This is a genomic window from Shewanella sp. 125m-1 (genome assembly GCF_052977065.1).
In genome coordinates this window covers 19,624-36,562 of record NZ_JBRILT010000024.1, presented here as the reverse complement: position 1 = coordinate 36,562, position 16,939 = coordinate 19,624, and the positions used below count along the sequence as shown (strand labels likewise).

Annotated in this window: 12 protein-coding genes; 7 read left to right on the top strand and 5 right to left on the bottom strand. The window is 46.3% G+C overall.

Annotation, left to right across the window (positions count from 1 at the left end; translation table 11 throughout):
- Positions 1-300 precede the first annotated feature (300 nt).
- From ACVBIK_RS12020 to ACVBIK_RS12005, 4 genes are all read right to left on the bottom strand, one after another.
- Entirely contained in the window at positions 301-1,821 is a 1,521-nt protein-coding gene (locus ACVBIK_RS12020) for a YifB family Mg chelatase-like AAA ATPase (RefSeq protein ID WP_447169770.1), read from the bottom strand.
- A gap of 656 nt (positions 1,822-2,477) precedes the next feature.
- Positions 2,478-3,089, bottom strand: coding sequence for a hypothetical protein (locus tag ACVBIK_RS12015; RefSeq protein WP_447169769.1), 612 nt, complete (start codon positions 3,087-3,089; stop codon positions 2,478-2,480).
- Positions 3,090-3,778: 689 nt separating this feature from the next.
- The gene (locus ACVBIK_RS12010) at positions 3,779-5,035 is read right to left on the bottom strand and encodes a sensor histidine kinase (protein WP_447169768.1); all 1,257 of its coding nucleotides are present in this window, start codon (positions 5,033-5,035) and stop codon (positions 3,779-3,781) included.
- Positions 5,007-5,675, bottom strand: coding sequence for a response regulator transcription factor (locus ACVBIK_RS12005; protein ID WP_447169767.1), 669 nt, complete (start codon positions 5,673-5,675; stop codon positions 5,007-5,009). The genes ACVBIK_RS12010 and ACVBIK_RS12005 overlap by 29 nt, the downstream gene beginning before the upstream one ends.
- Positions 5,676-5,768: 93 nt before the next feature.
- Between ACVBIK_RS12005 and ACVBIK_RS12000 the strand changes: the two genes are divergently transcribed.
- Both ACVBIK_RS12000 and ACVBIK_RS11995 read left to right on the top strand, forming a co-directional pair.
- On the top strand, positions 5,769-6,956 hold the full coding sequence (locus ACVBIK_RS12000; RefSeq protein WP_447162142.1) for a DUF5666 domain-containing protein: 1,188 nt from the start codon (positions 5,769-5,771) through the stop codon (positions 6,954-6,956).
- Positions 6,957-7,268: 312 nt separating this feature from the next.
- Positions 7,269-8,204, top strand: coding sequence for a LysR family transcriptional regulator (locus ACVBIK_RS11995; protein ID WP_447169782.1), 936 nt, complete (start codon positions 7,269-7,271; stop codon positions 8,202-8,204).
- 316 nt (positions 8,205-8,520) lie between these two features.
- On the opposite strand, the gene ilvY is transcribed toward ACVBIK_RS11995, so the two are convergent.
- A complete protein-coding gene (ilvY, locus tag ACVBIK_RS11990) occupies positions 8,521-9,393 on the bottom strand; it encodes an HTH-type transcriptional activator IlvY (RefSeq protein WP_447162141.1) in 873 nt (290 codons plus the stop codon).
- 174 nt (positions 9,394-9,567) lie between these two features.
- Between ilvY and ilvC the strand changes: the two genes are divergently transcribed.
- From ilvC to ilvD, 5 genes are all read left to right on the top strand, one after another.
- Entirely contained in the window at positions 9,568-11,049 is a 1,482-nt protein-coding gene (gene ilvC / locus ACVBIK_RS11985; protein ID WP_447162140.1) for a ketol-acid reductoisomerase, read from the top strand.
- Positions 11,050-11,577: 528 nt separating this feature from the next.
- Entirely contained in the window at positions 11,578-13,257 is a 1,680-nt protein-coding gene (gene ilvG / locus ACVBIK_RS11980; RefSeq protein WP_447162154.1) for an acetolactate synthase 2 catalytic subunit, read from the top strand.
- A gap of 113 nt (positions 13,258-13,370) precedes the next feature.
- Entirely contained in the window at positions 13,371-13,637 is a 267-nt protein-coding gene (ilvM, locus tag ACVBIK_RS11975) for an acetolactate synthase 2 small subunit (protein ID WP_447162139.1), read from the top strand.
- Between the two features lie 4 nt (positions 13,638-13,641).
- Complete coding sequence (locus ACVBIK_RS11970) at positions 13,642-14,571, top strand: branched-chain amino acid transaminase (RefSeq protein WP_447162138.1); 930 nt, start codon at positions 13,642-13,644, stop codon at positions 14,569-14,571.
- A gap of 492 nt (positions 14,572-15,063) precedes the next feature.
- Positions 15,064-16,911, top strand: coding sequence for a dihydroxy-acid dehydratase (ilvD, locus tag ACVBIK_RS11965; RefSeq protein WP_447162137.1), 1,848 nt, complete (start codon positions 15,064-15,066; stop codon positions 16,909-16,911).
- The last annotated feature ends 28 nt before the right edge of the window (positions 16,912-16,939 follow it).

Genomic DNA, 16,939 nt, shown 5'->3' with positions numbered 1-16,939 from the left:
AAGCTGTTAGATATGATCTAAGTAGGCAAATGTTTGCGACTTCAATATCATCGCGTTAACGAAGCTGGCGGAATTTACTGGAATCTGGGGTTTGATACAACTGATTTGTGCAAATATTGACAGATTTTTATGTAACCCTAACTTAAGTGCTTGTTAGTTAACTTTCGTATTTCAAAAGCACAGCTTAAATGTATGTGGCGACTTATTCATAGCAGCACTGCAACAAATTGCAGTAAAAGGTTAAGGGGCGGATTTCAACCTATTAAACCGACAAAGTTTACAGCAACTCATATTTAGTGGTTATTGCCTCGATAATGAGGCCAGTAACCTATCCATAGCGCGATACCCTAAGGCTTGCGCTATGTGAGAGCGGCTTACGTTAACTTCCTGCTGTAAATCGGCAATAGTACGGGCAACACGTTGTAAACGATGATAGCTGCGCACCGATAAGCCGAGTTGATTGACGCTTTGCTCCAAAAAAACCAGGTCGTTATCATCAAAGTTAGCATCTTGTTTTAGCTGTTTACCCGATAGTTCGCTGTTGAGTACGCCAGAGCGAGCGAGTTGCGTCTCGCGCGCTTGTTGTACGCGTTTAGCTATCGTGGCACTGGTTTCGGCTTGGTTGTTGTGGCTATTGAGTGCACCTAATGGCAGTTTAGGCACGTCTATGGTTAAGTCGAATCGGTCGATAAATGGCCCAGATAACTTAGAAAGGTAACGCAGGATCTGTTCATTACTGGATCTGCCATTGTCGCTATCACCGCAAGGGCTAGGGTTCATCGCGGCAATTAACTGAAATCGGCTAGCAAAAGTCAGCTTTGCTGCGGCTCTTGAAATGCTCACTTCTCCTGTCTCCATAGGTTCGCGCAAACAATCGAGCACTTTTCTTGGGAACTCCGCCACCTCATCAAGAAAGAGCACGCCTCGATGAGCTAACGAAATCTCACCGGGTTTGGGCTGAGCACCACCGCCGACCAAAGAGATAGCTGAGCAGGTGTGGTGTGGGCTTCTAAAGGGACGTTGATAAAAGCTATCAGGCTTAATATTATGCCCTGCAACAGAGTGAATCGCAGCGACCTCTAAGGCCTCGTTATACGCTAAGTGCGGCAGCAGCTGCATCATGCGACTGGCAAGCATGGTTTTACCTGTGCCAGGTGGCCCCAGCATCAATAAGTTATGATTGCCCGCCGCTGCGATTTCAAGCGCTTGCTTTGCTTGATGTTGACCAACAACTTCACTCATACAAGATAGCGGTTCAGTTTTATCTTGTGTCAGCCATTCAAGGTTAAGGTCGATACTGGGCAGTTGTGATTGGCCGTGCAGGTAGGCGACGAGTGACTGCAAATGTGTAGCAAATAGCACCTTTTCAAAGCCGACAAGTTCGGCATCCTCACGGTTATCAATGGGAAGAACTAAGGTGGTGTTTTGTTTGCTGGCATCGACGATGACAGGCAGCAAGCCTTGGCAATAGCGAACATGGCCAGAGAGCGCCAGTTCACCGACAAACTCATGTTGCTCGATAGAGTTGAGTGGAATTTGTTTTGAGGCGGCGAGTATGCCAATAGCGATAGGCAGATCGTAGCGGCCGCCATGTTTGGGTAGATCCGCAGGGGCTAAGTTAACGGTGATGCGGCGCATGGGGAATTCAAAGCCGGCGTTGATAAGTGCGCTACGCACTCGTTCTTTGGCCTCTTTGACTGAAGCTTCGGGCAGTCCGACGAGGCTAAATGCTGGTAGTCCGTTGCTAAGGTGGACTTCGACTTGTACTGCAGGGGCTTGGACACCGAGGCTAGCGCGGGTGGCAACACAGGCGATGGGCATAAACAAATCCTTTTGTTTTATGGATTGTTTTAGTTTAGCTAAAGTTTTGGGGTTTGCTTAACGTAGCAAACGGTGACTTGTTGTTAGCAATCAAACTTCGTTTGATAAAGGGTCGTCAGGCTGCGCCTAATTAAAGTCGTGAGCTTCCAGCTCACAATAAGAGTACCAAGCTGCGCTTGAGCTTTACGTTAGACTGCGTCTAACAGTTAACGTCGTGGCGCTTCGCCCACACCCGAGCCAAGGGGGAAAGCGCTTGTCCCCCTTAGCGAACCCTCAGCGCCCCCGACGAAGTTGTTGATCCTCAGTCATTTTCGAAAATCGCTATCGCCTCAGAATCGCCATCCATGGCTCTACTAAGGCTACCTCGTCATCCATGACTCGCTCACGCGATTTATCTTCAATGACCCTCGGCAACTCCGAGGGGGAAATGGTGTTTTCTGTAGGGATTGTTGAGTTTGATAACAGTAAGGTTATGGTTAACAAAGCAATTCACTGTAACAGTCTTAGGAGGGGGAAACTATAGTGCTTAGAAATTTACAGTGAGGAAAATACTTTAGATTGATAGCAGAACATTGACAGCGAAGCCTTTCAGAACAGCTATTAGAGATTAATCACGCTCGCCCATATACAGGTGGCAAGCGGGGATCTTGGTGTGACTAATTGGGTTTATCTAAGAAGGACATAACCTCTTGCTTGATTGAATCTGCAAGTGATATTAGAGCATCATCAAAATTTGAGCGTTCTTCTTCAATCATTACTGATGAATTTTCATTAGATGGATCTGTTATCAATGAATGAACAGCTTCTATAAAATTATCAGCCATATCTGCGACATTTATTAGCTCTTCTTTAATTAGGAAATTCATTTGAATAATCCCTATGCTTTTAGATAGTAGGCTTCTAATTTCATAAATATCATCATGTATTTTTTGTACTTCTTCTATTTCTTGATTCTCTTTAAGAGCTTGAGTTTTAGCCCTGACGAGGGTTTGAGAAACGATATATTTAATATCTTCCAATATAAATATTATCTCCTCAGCTTTATCCTGTTTCCTTTCACGTTCTTTAGTATTCAAATCATGTTCATGTTGCTTCTTTTGCCTAATATCAAACCAGACTTGAGTAACAACAACAGCCGCGATAGCAACGACAAACGACACCATTGTAGCCACAGGTGGGTGCAAAATAATAAAGTTGAGGAAAGCCTTACCCCATAGGTAGCTAGCCAATATAGCTATAAAACTAATAACACCTAAAAAAATGCGCATGCAACTGATTCCATTATGAAAACAGCTTTAATTCTAATCTAAATATATTCATGAAGATAGAACAAGAGGCTGAGCATTGATAAATTAAAGATCCTAAGCTTCAGCTTTCCCCACTCCAAACATACGCTGAAAGCCAAACGACTCCGCTTTTCTAACCTAGTGTAGATATGTCTGAGGCCTTTGATGGCATGGATGCCATCGTAGAGCTCACACGGATGTGCTTGCAGCGTGCCTCAGTCATATCTGCACATGCGCTGGCCGCAGGCCATTGGAACCAGTGATGCTGGAAGTTGCGTCACAGCTTCAAATGACAATGAAGCCAAAGGTTCACCGCTTTAGATTTTTCCCACTCAAAACATACGCTGAAAGCCAACGACTCCGCTTTTCTAACCTAGTGTAGATATGTCTGAGGCCTTTGATGGCTTGGTGAGAGATAACGAAGTTATCAAGCTCTCGAACGAGAGGCATGGATGCCGAACTGGCTTTTAAACATGGATGTTGTTTGCCATCGTAGAGCTCACACGGATGTGCTTGCAGCGTGCCTCAGTCATATCTGCATATACGCTGGCCGCAAGCCATTGGAACCACCAATGTAGGAAGTTGGTTTGAAGATTCAAGCGATGAAGAATCTAAAGGTTCATCGCTGTAGATTGAAAGCCTGCGTCCGTTTCACGCAAATGAAATCATGCCTAAAGGGGATCCCCTTTGGCAGAAAACACCAACGTTGTGCAAAACTCAACCCCATTATCTTGAGGCAGATAATCCCACCCCATGCGTTCACAGATGCGCTCGACAATAACCAATCCAACACCGTAGCCGGCATTGTAAGTTTCATTACCTTCATGGCGATTGGTAATCGTTAACGTATGTCCTGTGAGCACTATCTCGATATCGCCAACGCTGTAACTAAAAGCATTCTTAATGACATTGTTAAGCACGATGGCAATAAAGCTCTGTGGTGCATGGATGAGTTCGGCGTCGTTTACACTTAAGTCGTAACAAGTATCTTGTCTGGCAAATAACTCTTTCATCTCGAGCAGCTGTTTACGTAGCGCGTCCTCTAGGCTGACATCGGCATAGTAACGTTGGCTAATCGACTCTTTACCCAAAAGTAGAAAGGTGTCGGTGAGTACCTGCATCTCGTCACTGGCTCGCTGTAGACGCTTTACCGCATTGACGGCCAGTGGGTGCTGGTCGGGGATTTTTGCCAAGAGTTCGGCTGAACCTTTTATCACAGTGATAGGGGTTCTTAGCTCGTGGGAGGCAAAGTGACTGAACTCCTTTTCACGTTGAAAGAAGCCATTGATATCGTTGCGGCTATCTAGCAGTGTTTGCTCGATATTGCGGGTTTCGACAAAATGGGTATCAACGCTAAAGTCGGGGTCATCTGGCGCCATTTGGGTGATTTTGTGTTCAATTATCGTCAGCGGCTTGGATAGGGTACGGATAAAGTACAAACTATATATCGTCATTAATAGACCGATAAGTAGCCCTAGAATGAGAATGTAATCGTGTAAGTGCTCCTCGTACTCATCAAGGTAGTCATCGGCATCATCTTGAAACACAACATACATTAACCCTTTATTCGACGGGTGCAGGGTCACAATAAAGTGCTTGTCTTCTTCGCCGATTAACTTTTCATATAGACCTGGAGAAGTATAAGCTTTGAGCCATTCAGGAATGTTTTGCTCACTCCAATAGGTGGTGAATTCATTGGTATTGGGCAGGACGGTTTTATCACCATAAAGCTTGTAGTCCTGCTTATAGCGATATACTTCTGTGTCTAACCAGTGATTCAGGCTGATCTTTTCAATTTGGTTTTCAGCAATATAAATAAGCGACCAAAATAAGCTGAACATGGCAAAAGTCATCAAACCGAAACTCCAGCGGATTTTTCGGTAGATGCTAGGGAACTGCTTATGCTTTAAGGCGGTAACCTTGTCCATGTATTGTCTCTAATCGTGAGTGTTCGAAGCCTTTATTAAGGGCTGTTCTTAGACCGTATATGTGGCTACGCAGTGCATCACTTGGAGGGGATTCATCGCCCCAAACCGCATCGCTCACATCTTGCCGGCTAACAATACTCGGTGCCCGCTTAATCAGCACTTTTAATATCTTCAGCTGAATACGGCTGAGCTTAATGGGTAACTCTGAGCGAGTCACAATATCTGTTTGCGTATTAATCTTGATGTCGGCAAACATCAGTGTGCCTATATCTTGGCGTGGACCGCGATTACTAAGCGCGTGTAATCGTAGGCTGAGCTCTTGCATGGCAAAGGGCTTGAGTAAGTAGTCATCACCTCCCGCTTTAAAGGCGGCGACTTTATCCTCGAGACTGTCTTTGGCTGTTAAGAACAAAATGGGTGTGTTGCAGTATAGGTCTTCGCGTAATTTACGCACTGCGCTGATGCCATCAAGTTTTGGCATCATGATATCCATAATAATCACATCGTAACTATTTTCAAATAGTAAATTGATTGCCGCTTCACCGTGATAGGCACAGTCAATCACCATGCCCTCTAGTTCCAAGTAGTCGGCGATTGTTTGACTTAGGTTATGGCTGTCATCAACAATTAGCACTTTCATAAATTATTTTATCTTTCTTCACGATCGCTTCACGGTTCAAGTTTTAACATACAGCCATATTTGATAATCATCTTACAAAATAAGGGTATTTAGATGAAAAAAATAGCTTTAGTTTCAACAATTGCTCTGATTTTAACTGCTTGTGGCGGTGGAAGCGATAGTTCTTCTGACAACGGTAACACTGGTGGCGATAATAATAACGGCGGCGGTGTAGTTACGGCTCCTGCAGCGGTTAAAGGCACGATTGATAAAGTCGATGCTGCGCAAAATAAAGTTGTTGTAAACGGTTATAGCTATGATGTTGCTGGCGTATCTTACGGTGACGTTAAACTAAATATTAACGATTTGCAGCCTAATATGATGGTGCAAGTCGGTGCTGCGCAAAAAGCGGCAGCTGTTCAAGTAAGTCTTGAGCCAACCATTACCGGTAAAGTGACAGCAATCGACCCTGCTGCGGGTACATTTGATGTTAACGGTATGACGTTAACCTACAAGTTACCTAACGAAATTGAGTTAGGTGATTGGGTGATGGTGTCGTCATTACCAACCGCTGATGCTGGTTATAAAGTGTTATCTGTCGTTAAGTTTGAAAATGAAGACCTAGTTGGCCACTATGAAGTGGAAGGTCTGTTATCGGGTTTAGATGATAGCGCTAAAAGCTTCAAGCTTGGTGCAGCACTAACAGTTGATTACTCTGGCACTGCAGCTCACAACATTGAAGGCGTGCTTGCTAATGGCCAGTGGGTTGAAGTAGAAGGCACAATGAACCTTAATACACTTGAAGCAACAAGTGTTGAAGTTGAAAACTATAGCGATCTCGCTAACGACACCGAAGTTGAAGGTATTGTGACTTGGGTTGACGCACAACAAACTGCGTTTGAACTTAACTACCAAGGCCGTTTTGTTGTTAACAACCAGACTAAGTTTGAAGATGGCTTGAAGGCTGATCTTAAACAAGGTGCCTTAGTTGAAGTGACTTCAGTTAAGCAAGGTACGCAGCAAGTGGCGACCGAAGTTGAGTTCGATGATGACAGCTCAACGGGTAACGACAACACGGGTAACTGGAAAGAGTTTGAGCAAGAAGGTTTTGCTACAACTACTGATTCTGTGGCCCAAAGCTTTGTTATCAATGGCGTTACCGTTTTCGTAGATGCAAGTACGCAATATGAAGACAGAATTACGTTTGATACGATTACCCAGCAACGCATCGAAGTTGAAGGTGTGGTGATGAACGGCAAAAACATTGCTCGCGAAATCGAAGCTGATAACGATAACGACTAAGCGTTTTGTTGCCTCGGCTTTTGTTTGAAAGCTACTGTTGAAAAGAGTCCTGTAGGCTAGTGTAGAGTTGATACTAGATTAGCCGATGAAAATGCCTTCCTAATTGGAAGGCATTTTTGTATCTGCTATTTATGCCAACGTTTTATCAAAGCCGATTGGATAGTGAATCACCTGTTTTTAAATTGCCATTTTTTTAATTGCCTGTATTTGCATAGATGGCACGTAAAATGTTACTGGGCTGAATATCCATAGCGTTAGTTTGTAAACTCTTTATTATAGCCAGATATATCTTAGGCTATCCCTAGAAGGTTGATTGTGAAACAGCTGGATTTCAATTTACTCCGAGTATTAGAAGTGCTGCTTGAAGAGCAGAGTGTTACTGCGGCGGCATCGAGACTGCATTTGAGTCAGTCTGCGGTGAGTAAGCAGTTGAGTAAATTGAGAGAAACCTTCGACGATCAACTATTTGAACGCACAGCTTATGGCTTAAAGGCCACGCCTCGTGCGCTGAAATTAGCCCCTGAGCTGCGGGATGTGCTGCAAAAACTGGATCAATTTACTCGTCCTAGCACCTTCGAGCCCGCTGAGAGTCAACGTCGTTTTCGAATGCATATTGTTGAAACGGCTTACTCACTGACTTACCCCTATTTTATGCCAAAGCTGCTAAAACAAGCGCCGCAGGTGAGCATTAATGGCCATACTTGGTCGCATTCTAGTATGGAACAGTTATTACGCTGTGAAATTGATATGGGCATTATCTGCCGTGAGTGGGATAAACGTTCTTTGCTGCATATGAATAACTTGCCGGAGGAGTTAGGCGCGGCAGAGCTTATTCGTGACTACCCAGTGTGTTTGTTAAGACGCGATCACCCTGCGCTAAAAGAGCCATGGAACTTAGAGACTTTTCTCAAATACCGTCACCTGCAGGTGGCCTTTGGTGGTTTGGAGCAGTGGTTGCTTGATGATGTACTGCGTTTAGAACATCTGCAGCGTGATATCGCGGTTAACATGACCGACTTTAATTGCGCAATGGATCTATGTGAGCACAGCGATCTGATCTTGTGCGCGCCACGAAAGTATATCCAGCAGATGATGGTTAACTATGATCTGGTGTGCCTCGATGTGCCAGTGCATGTTGAGCCCGGTGCCTATGTGTTAGTTTGGCATAAACACTTTAATCTCGACCCTAGCCATCGTTGGCTGCGTAACCTGATTATTGATGGCGTTCGTGACAATCGAAAAGACTAGCCGCAGCAGACTTCGAAAGACAAGAATGAACCACGGAGAACACGAAGAGCACGGAGAAGAGCAATGCCGAGCTTTTGCTTTTCTTCGAGTCCTCTGTGTAGCAAACGAAGTGAGCGCTTCGTGGTGTATGGCTGTTAACGCAAAGAACCCCGTTTGTGCTGGAGCCTTAGTTTTTTGTTTTGAATCAGGTTTGGGCTTAACTTGCCTACATGACTTAATCAGTTGCTGTTGTAAGCGTTTACTCTTACAACAGCAACCTAATTCAATATGAGCAGATATTGATGGCGTATGACTCTAATATCAATGGTGTACTCGGTTATATCGCTTGCAGAAAGGCTGCTATTACCGGTTCATCGAGCCGTTTACTCTTACAGCAGCAGCCTAGTTCAAAGGGTGGGATGTCTATGGGTGATGTTAGCAGCTGAATACGGTCGCGTACTGGACTGTTATTGATCACCACCTCTGGCGTAATGCTGACTCCACAACCGAGCGCCACCATAGAAGCGATCGCTTCTTGTCCTGATACCTGAGCATAGATATTGGGGATTAGGCCTAATGACTTAAACCAGTTATCGATACGCTTTCGCCCAGGTCCATGCTCCGGCACGATAAAGGGCAGCCTGTCCCAAGGGATATAAGATTCAGTTAATAACTTTTGCACTTGGCATCTAAAGGTGGGGGCGATAATAGACAAAGGCACATCATCAATCTTGGCAAAGTGCAGATTATCGGGAAACGGATCGGGCAGCGCGGCGATGGCGATATCGGCGCGGTTGTTGCGCACTTCATTAACCGCATTCGCGGCATCACCAGTGGTGAGGGCTATCTCAACTTGCGGGTGCTCACGTCTAAAGCGATCCAGTAATCCGGGGAGATGACTATAGGCGGCTGTTACTGAGCAGTACAGATTGAGCTTACCTCTGAGTATGTCCTGCTTAGGATCGATCTTAGTTTTAAGCTTTGCCCACTGATCTAAGGTTAACTCGGCAAAGTGTCGATACTCTATGCCTGCACTGGTTAACGTCACACTGCGATTATCACGTTGAAACAGCTGCGCCCCCACTTCCTCTTCTAGCCTTTGCATGGCACGGCTTAAGGTCGATGGGCTCACATGCATGGCCTGGGCTGTTCTAGCAAAGTGCAAACTATCGGCAAGATGCAGGTATAGCTTGATGGTTCGAATATCCAAAGTGATCTCTCCGTTAGTAGTGCCGACAAGCTTTATGTTGCAAAAAATGCAACGTGATGTTTCGAATATATCATTTTAAGCAATGAAATGCTTGCGCTATAGTGAGTTCAATCACAGCGTGACTCGCTATCGAGTCGGCCCGTTTAACTGTCCAGAATCAAGGTGGTATATCAGATGGCTAACTATTTTAACTCTCTGAATTTGCGTCAACAATTACAGCAGCTGGCTCAATGCCGCTTTATGGATCGCAGTGAATTTAGCGAAGGCTGCAACTTTATCAAGGGTTGGAACATCGTTATTCTTGGTTGTGGCGCTCAAGGCCTTAATCAGGGCTTGAATATGCGTGACTCAGGTCTAAATATCTCTTTTGCATTGCGTGAGCAAGCCATTAGCGAAAAACGTGATTCTTACCAGAAAGCGACGGGTAATGGTTTCCGTGTTGGCACTATCGAAGAGCTAATCCCAGAGGCGGACTTGGTGTTAAATCTGACGCCAGACAAGCAACACACTAACGCTGTTAACACGGTTATGCCATTGATGAAGCAAGGTGCAACCCTGTCTTATTCTCACGGTTTCAACATCGTTGAAGAAGGCATGCAGGTTCGCCCAGATATCACCGTTATCATGGTTGCTCCTAAGTGCCCTGGTACTGAGGTGCGCGAAGAGTATAAGCGCGGCTTTGGTGTACCAACACTGATTGCCGTTCACCCAGAGAATGACCCTAAGGGTGAAGGTTTTGATATCGCGAAAGCTTATGCCAGTGCAACTGGTGGCGATCGCGCTGGTGTACTGCATTCTTCTTTCATCGCTGAAGTGAAATCAGATCTGATGGGTGAGCAAACTATCCTGTGCGGCATGCTGCAAACGGGCGCAATCTTAGGTTACGAGAAGATGGTTGCCGACGGTATCGAGCCAGGTTACGCGGCCAAGCTTATTCAGCAAGGTTGGGAAACCACCACTGAAGCACTGAAGCATGGCGGCATCACCCATATGATGGACCGACTATCAAACCCTGCAAAAATCAAAGCGTTTGATATGGCTGAAGAGTTGAAGGTTATTCTTAAGCCTTTGTTCGAAAAGCATATGGACGACATCATTGGCGGTGAATTTTCTAAGACCATGATGGCTGATTGGGCTAACGACGATGCGAACTTGCTTAAGTGGCGTAGCGAAACCAACGACACAGGTTTTGAAAATGCACCAACATGCGATGAACATATCGATGAGCAGGCGTATTTCGATAAAGGTATTTTCTTAGTTGCGATGATCAAAGCCGGTGTGGAATTGGCGTTCGATACCATGGTTGCAGCGGGCATCATCGAAGAGTCGGCTTACTATGAGTCACTGCACGAAACACCGCTGATTGCTAATACGATTGCACGTAAGCGTTTGTATGAGATGAACGTGGTGATTTCAGATACCGCTGAATACGGCTGTTACCTATTCAACCATGCGGCATTACCATTGCTAAAAGACTACGTTGCTAATATGTCTGCCGAGTACCTAGGTGGTGGTTTGCAAGACACCAGCAATGGCGTCGATAACGTACGTTTAATTGAAGTCAACGCGGCAATTCGCTACACAGCAGTTGAAGAAGTGGGTGCAGAGCTTCGCGGTTACATGACTGAAATGAAGCGTATCGTAGAAGAAAGCTAATGACTTTTTACTAAGAGTCTACACATAGGTTTGTGCAGACTCTTGGTGTCTTAAATCGGCATTAGAGGCAAAAATTTTTTCTATAAATCATTAACGATTAATACCTTAATGACATTAATTACGTCAGGCAGAACATCATTTATTTCGATGCAGTTGGCGGCCTAAACCGCTTATACAAGATGATAATTTTTGATGATAAAAGTTTTTTATTGTGTTTTTTATAGGCTTTGTGTTATTCCTTAATGTACTGAATTTAAGCAAAGACCCTGATTAGGAAGCCAGTCGAATATGTTTAACCAAGCTGCCCAGCTCATTATTGTGATTATTACCGTGGTGATTATTAAATCACAGCGGGGGCCGCGCATATGGAATCGACACACCTAAACTAGGTTTAAGATTGCAAAAACCCCCGCTCCGAAAGGAACGGGGGTTTTTTCGTTTAAGGGCTTAGTAAAAGCAAAGCTTCTATCTAATCCCTTAAGAAATAAGTTAATTGTAATGGAGCGCTGATAGATGGAACAGAGGCAGATGGAGCAAGGGCAGATGATACGAGGCGCAGATGCAGTCATAAAGGCGATTGCCGCACACGGCGTGACCACTGTGTTTGGTTACCCTGGTGGCGCGATTATGCCGATTTATGATGCCCTCTACGGCAGCCCAGTAGAGCACCTTCTAAGCCGACACGAGCAAGGCGCGGCGTTTGCTGCCGTGGGATACGCTAGAGCGAGTGGCAAAACCGGTGTGTGCTTTGCCACTTCAGGCCCAGGTGCGACTAACCTGGTGACCTCATTGGCTGATGCTCTGTTAGATTCTGTGCCAGTGGTTGCCATTACGGGGCAAGTTTCTACTGCGGTTATCGGCACCGATGCCTTTCAAGAGATCGATGTTTTAGGTCTGTCACTTTCGTGTACTAAGCACAGCTTTATGGTGACCCATGTCGATGAGTTAGTTCCTACACTCTATAAAGCTTTCGAGATAGCCGCATCGGGTCGCCCAGGCCCTGTTTTAGTTGATATTCCTAAAGATGTGCAAATCGCCATGCTTGAATACAAGACGCCATTGCAAGCGGTTAGCGTGGAGCCAGAGCACACTGCAGAACAGATTAAGCAAGCGCGCCAACTTATCGAACAAGCAAAGCAGCCCATGCTATATGTGGGTGGTGGTGTCGGCATGGCGAGCGCGGTTGAGCCACTTCGTGAGTTTATCAAGGTCACCGGGATCCCATCGGTAGCCACCCTAAAAGGGTTAGGCTCAATCACGTTAGAGACTCCGGGTTATTTGGGGATGCTGGGCATGCATGGCTCAAAGGCAGCTAACCTTGCGGTACAAGAGTGCGATCTGCTGATAGTGGTGGGGGCACGTTTTGACGATAGAGTGACAGGGCGTTTAGCCAGCTTTGCTGCAAACGCGAAGGTGATCCATCTTGATATCGATGCTGCGGAGCTAGGCAAGTTACGTCTACCAGAAGTGGCAATTGCGGGTGACCTACGCCAGATCTTACCGCTGTTAACTCAACATTTAGGCGAGCAGTTTGCACCGTGGCAAGCCAAGATTGAGCAGATGAAGCATGAGCATCAATGGCGTTATGACCGTCCGGGCGAGCTTATTTACGCCCCTGCTATGCTTAATCGTCTTGCGCATAAGTTGCCCCAAGATAGTGTAGTGGCCTGTGATGTCGGCCAGCATCAGATGTGGGTAGCGCAGCACATGTTTTTCAATCGCCCAGAAGATCACCTATCCAGTGCGGGTCTAGGCACTATGGGGTTTGGCTTGCCAGCTGCCATAGGCGCTAAAGTGGCGCGCCCAGATGCGACTGTTGTTGTGGTCTCGGGGGACGGCTCATTTATGATGAATGTGCAAGAGCTCACCACCATCAAGCGTAAGCGGTTACCGGTCAAAATCTTACTGGTTGATAACCAAAAACTAGGCATGGTGAAGCAGTGGCAGCAGCTGTTTTTTGAAGAGCGTTACAGTGAAACGGATCTGTCTGACAACCCTGATTTCGTCAAGATGGCATCGGCATTTGATATCCCGGGTCGTAATATTACTCAAGCGTGTGAGGTCGAAGCAGGGCTGGATCAACTGCTCAATAGCCAAGGGCCTTTTTTACTGCATGTATCGATTGATGATGCCCATAACGTTTGGCCATTAGTGCCACCAGGGGCGTCAAACCAGGACATGATGGAAGAGATGGATAAGCAAACTTAACGGCAAAAAGCGGTGAGTTTGAAACAAAGCACTAAAGCACTTAAGCATTTAGCATAAGCATAAGAGCATGAGCATAAGAGCATGAGCGATAAAGCAAGATGGAGAGCCTGAATATGAACAACTACTCATTAGCGTTAAACGTGCAGCAACAACCTGAAGTGTTAGAGCGCGTGCTACGCGTAGCTCGCCATCGTGGCTTTAAGGTCGCTAACTTGAGCATGCAGCTCAATAGTAATAACAGTACCAGCATCGATATGCTGGTGGAAAGTGAGCGTGAAATCGGCTTACTAACTAATCAAATAAATAAGCTTATTGATGTGATTGATTGCCAAGTATTGGTAAGCAATACCACAGCAGCATTAGAACAACATAAAGGGTGAGAATATGGCCGCTAAAACAGCAGAGTTAATTTGGTTCAATGGTGAAATGATGCCTTGGGGTGATGCTAAGGTTCATGTTATGTCTCACGCGCTGCACTACGGCACGTCAGTTTTTGAAGGCATTCGAGTTTATGATACTCACCGTGGCCCTGCAGGGTTTCGTTTAACAGAGCATGTTCAGCGCCTGTTTGATTCAGCAAAAATTTACCGTATGCCAATATCTTACAGCTTCGAGGATGTCATGCAGGCATGTAGCGACGCAGTATTAGATAATGGCTTAAAGAGTGCCTACATTCGTCCTTTAGCTTTTTATGGCGATGTGGGCATGGGGATCACTCCACCGAAAGATGCTCAGTGCGATTTATTAGTGGCCGCTTTTCCGTGGGGAGCCTACCTAGGTGAAGACAGCATGGATGCCGGGGTGGATGTGGCGGTAACCTCTTGGAATCGTCTCGCGCCCAATACCATTCCAACCGGTGCCAAAGCTGGTGGTAACTATTTATCGTCTTTGCAGATCTCTACTGAAGCTAAGCGTAATGGTTTCGATGAGGGTATTGCACTTGATACCAATGGATTAGTGAGCGAAGCTGCTGGTGCCAATATTTTTGTGGTAAAAAAGAACAAGATCTACACCCCGCCAGCAACAGCCGCTATTCTGATGGGGCTGACTCGAGACACTATTATGACCCTTGCCAGAGATAAAGGTTATCAAGTGGTGGAGGAGCAGATGTCACGCGAGTTTTTGTATCTTGCTGATGAGATCTTTATGACAGGTACTGCAGCTGAAATTGTACCGGTGCGCAGTGTTGATCGCATCGAAGTGGGCAGTGGTAAACGCGGCGAGATCACCAAAGAGATCCAGCAGAGTTTCTTCGGCCTGTTTAGCGGTGAAACCGAAGATAAATGGGGTTGGTTGGAGGCTTTAGAAGGTTAAAGGCAGGCCCTAGGTGCTAGGAAATGCTAAGAAAGGTCCTAGGAAAGCACAGGCTAAGACGAACGCTTCGCTAACGGATAACGGAACGTTCGCTTGCTCACTGACGGAAAGGCCGGGAAAGCAGGACCTAGGTGCTAGGAAAAGCCAAGAAAGGTCCTAGGAAAGCAGAGGCTAAGACGAACGCTTCGCTAACGGATAGCGGAACGTTCGCTTGCTCACTGACGGAAAATGGAAAAGCAGAACCTAGAACCTAGCACCTAGAACCTAGGTGCTAGGAAAAGCTAAGAAAGGTCCTAGGAAAGCATAAGCTAAGATGAACCGCGTTCGGAAAGGCCGGACGAACCAAGACGGTAAAGAGCCGGAAAGCTTAGACGAAACATAAAAGCTGAGAACGATATCTCAGGTTAACGAATTAGAAAATAGAAGGTGTGACAGATTTTTTAGGACCTAGGACCTAGGACCTCAACCCTTCTTTAAAACAAGGATAAAGCAATGCCAAAACTACGCTCAGCAACCAGTACCGAAGGCCGTAATATGGCAGGCGCTCGTGCATTATGGCGCGCGACGGGTGTTAAAGATAACGACTTTGGTAAGCCGATTATCGCTATCTCTAACTCCTTTACTCAGTTTGTACCAGGCCATGTGCATTTAAAAGATATGGGCTCCTTGGTTGCAGGCGCAATTGAAGAAGCGGGTGGTATTGCAAAAGAGTTTAATACCATCGCAGTCGATGACGGTATTGCCATGGGTCATGGCGGTATGCTGTACAGCTTGCCATCACGTGAACTCATTGCCGATAGTGTGGAATACATGGTTAATGCACACTGCGCCGACGCATTAGTGTGTATCTCAAACTGCGATAAGATCACCCCTGGCATGTTGATGGCATCACTCAGACTGAATATCCCAGTGATATTTGTCTCTGGTGGACCAATGGAAGCGGGTAAAACTAAGCTTTCAGGCAACATCATTAAACTCGATTTGGTCGATGCCATGGTGGCTGGGGCAGATGATCGCGTCTCCGACGAAGATAGTGAACAGATTGAGCGCAGCGCGTGCCCAACATGTGGCTCATGCTCTGGCATGTTTACCGCCAACTCGATGAACTGTTTAACCGAAGCGCTTGGTTTATCTTTGCCGGGTAACGGCTCAATGCTTGCAACTCATGCTGATCGCCGTGAGTTATTCCTTGAGGCGGGTCGCCGTATTATGGATTTAGCGACTCGTTATTATAAGCATGATGATGAATCGGCATTGCCACGCAATATCGCCAACTTTAACGCGTTTGAGAATGCGATGACGCTGGATATCGCCATGGGCGGATCAAGTAATACCGTATTACACCTGTTAGCAGCTGCGCATGAAGCGGAAGTTGATTTCACTATGGCAGATATCGATCGTCTGTCTCGCCTTGTCCCCCACCTTTGTAAAGTGGCGCCGTCTACGCCTAAATATCACATGGAAGATGTACACCGCGCGGGTGGTGTTATGGGGATTTTAGGCGAACTTGATCGTGCGGGCTTATTGCATAATGACGCCTACCACGTTGCAGGCGAAAACCTTGCCGCGGTATTAGCTAAATATGACATTGCCCAAAGCGATGATGCCGCGGTGCGTAAGTTCTTCTCAGCAGGGCCTGCAGGTATCCCAACCACTAAAGCCTTTAGCCAGGATTGCCGCTGGGACAGTGTTGATGATGACCGTAAAGAAGGTTGTATTCGTAGCCGTGAGTTTGCCTTTAGCCAAGAAGGTGGTTTGGCTGTGCTATCGGGTAACGTTGCCCTTGATGGCTGTATCGTTAAGACCGCGGGTGTTGAAGTTGAAAACCACACCTTTATCGGTAGTGCTCGGGTTTATGAGAGCCAAGATGACGCCGTTGCTGGGATCTTGGGCGGTGAAGTGGTTGCTGGCGATGTGGTGGTTATTCGTTACGAAGGCCCTAAAGGTGGCCCAGGTATGCAAGAGATGCTGTATCCAACCAGTTACTTAAAATCTCGTGGCCTAGGCACTCAATGTGCGCTGATCACCGACGGCCGTTTCTCGGGTGGCACTTCGGGTTTATCTATCGGCCATGTTTCACCAGAAGCGGCGGCGGGGGGCACTATCGGTTTGGTGCAAACCGGCGATCGCATTGAGATTGATATTCCAGCCCGTTCAATCAAGCTTGCGATAAGCGATGTTGAACTCGCGGCGCGCCGTACGGCGATGGAAGCGCTTGGCAAAGATGCGTGGAAGCCACTTGGTCGTGTAAGACAAGTTTCCTTGGCGCTTAAAGCCTATGCGTTACTTGCAACCAGTGCCGATAAAGGCGCTGTGCGCGATGCCAGCAAATTGGTTTAAGCAATTTTACCGGATAAAAGAGGTAGTT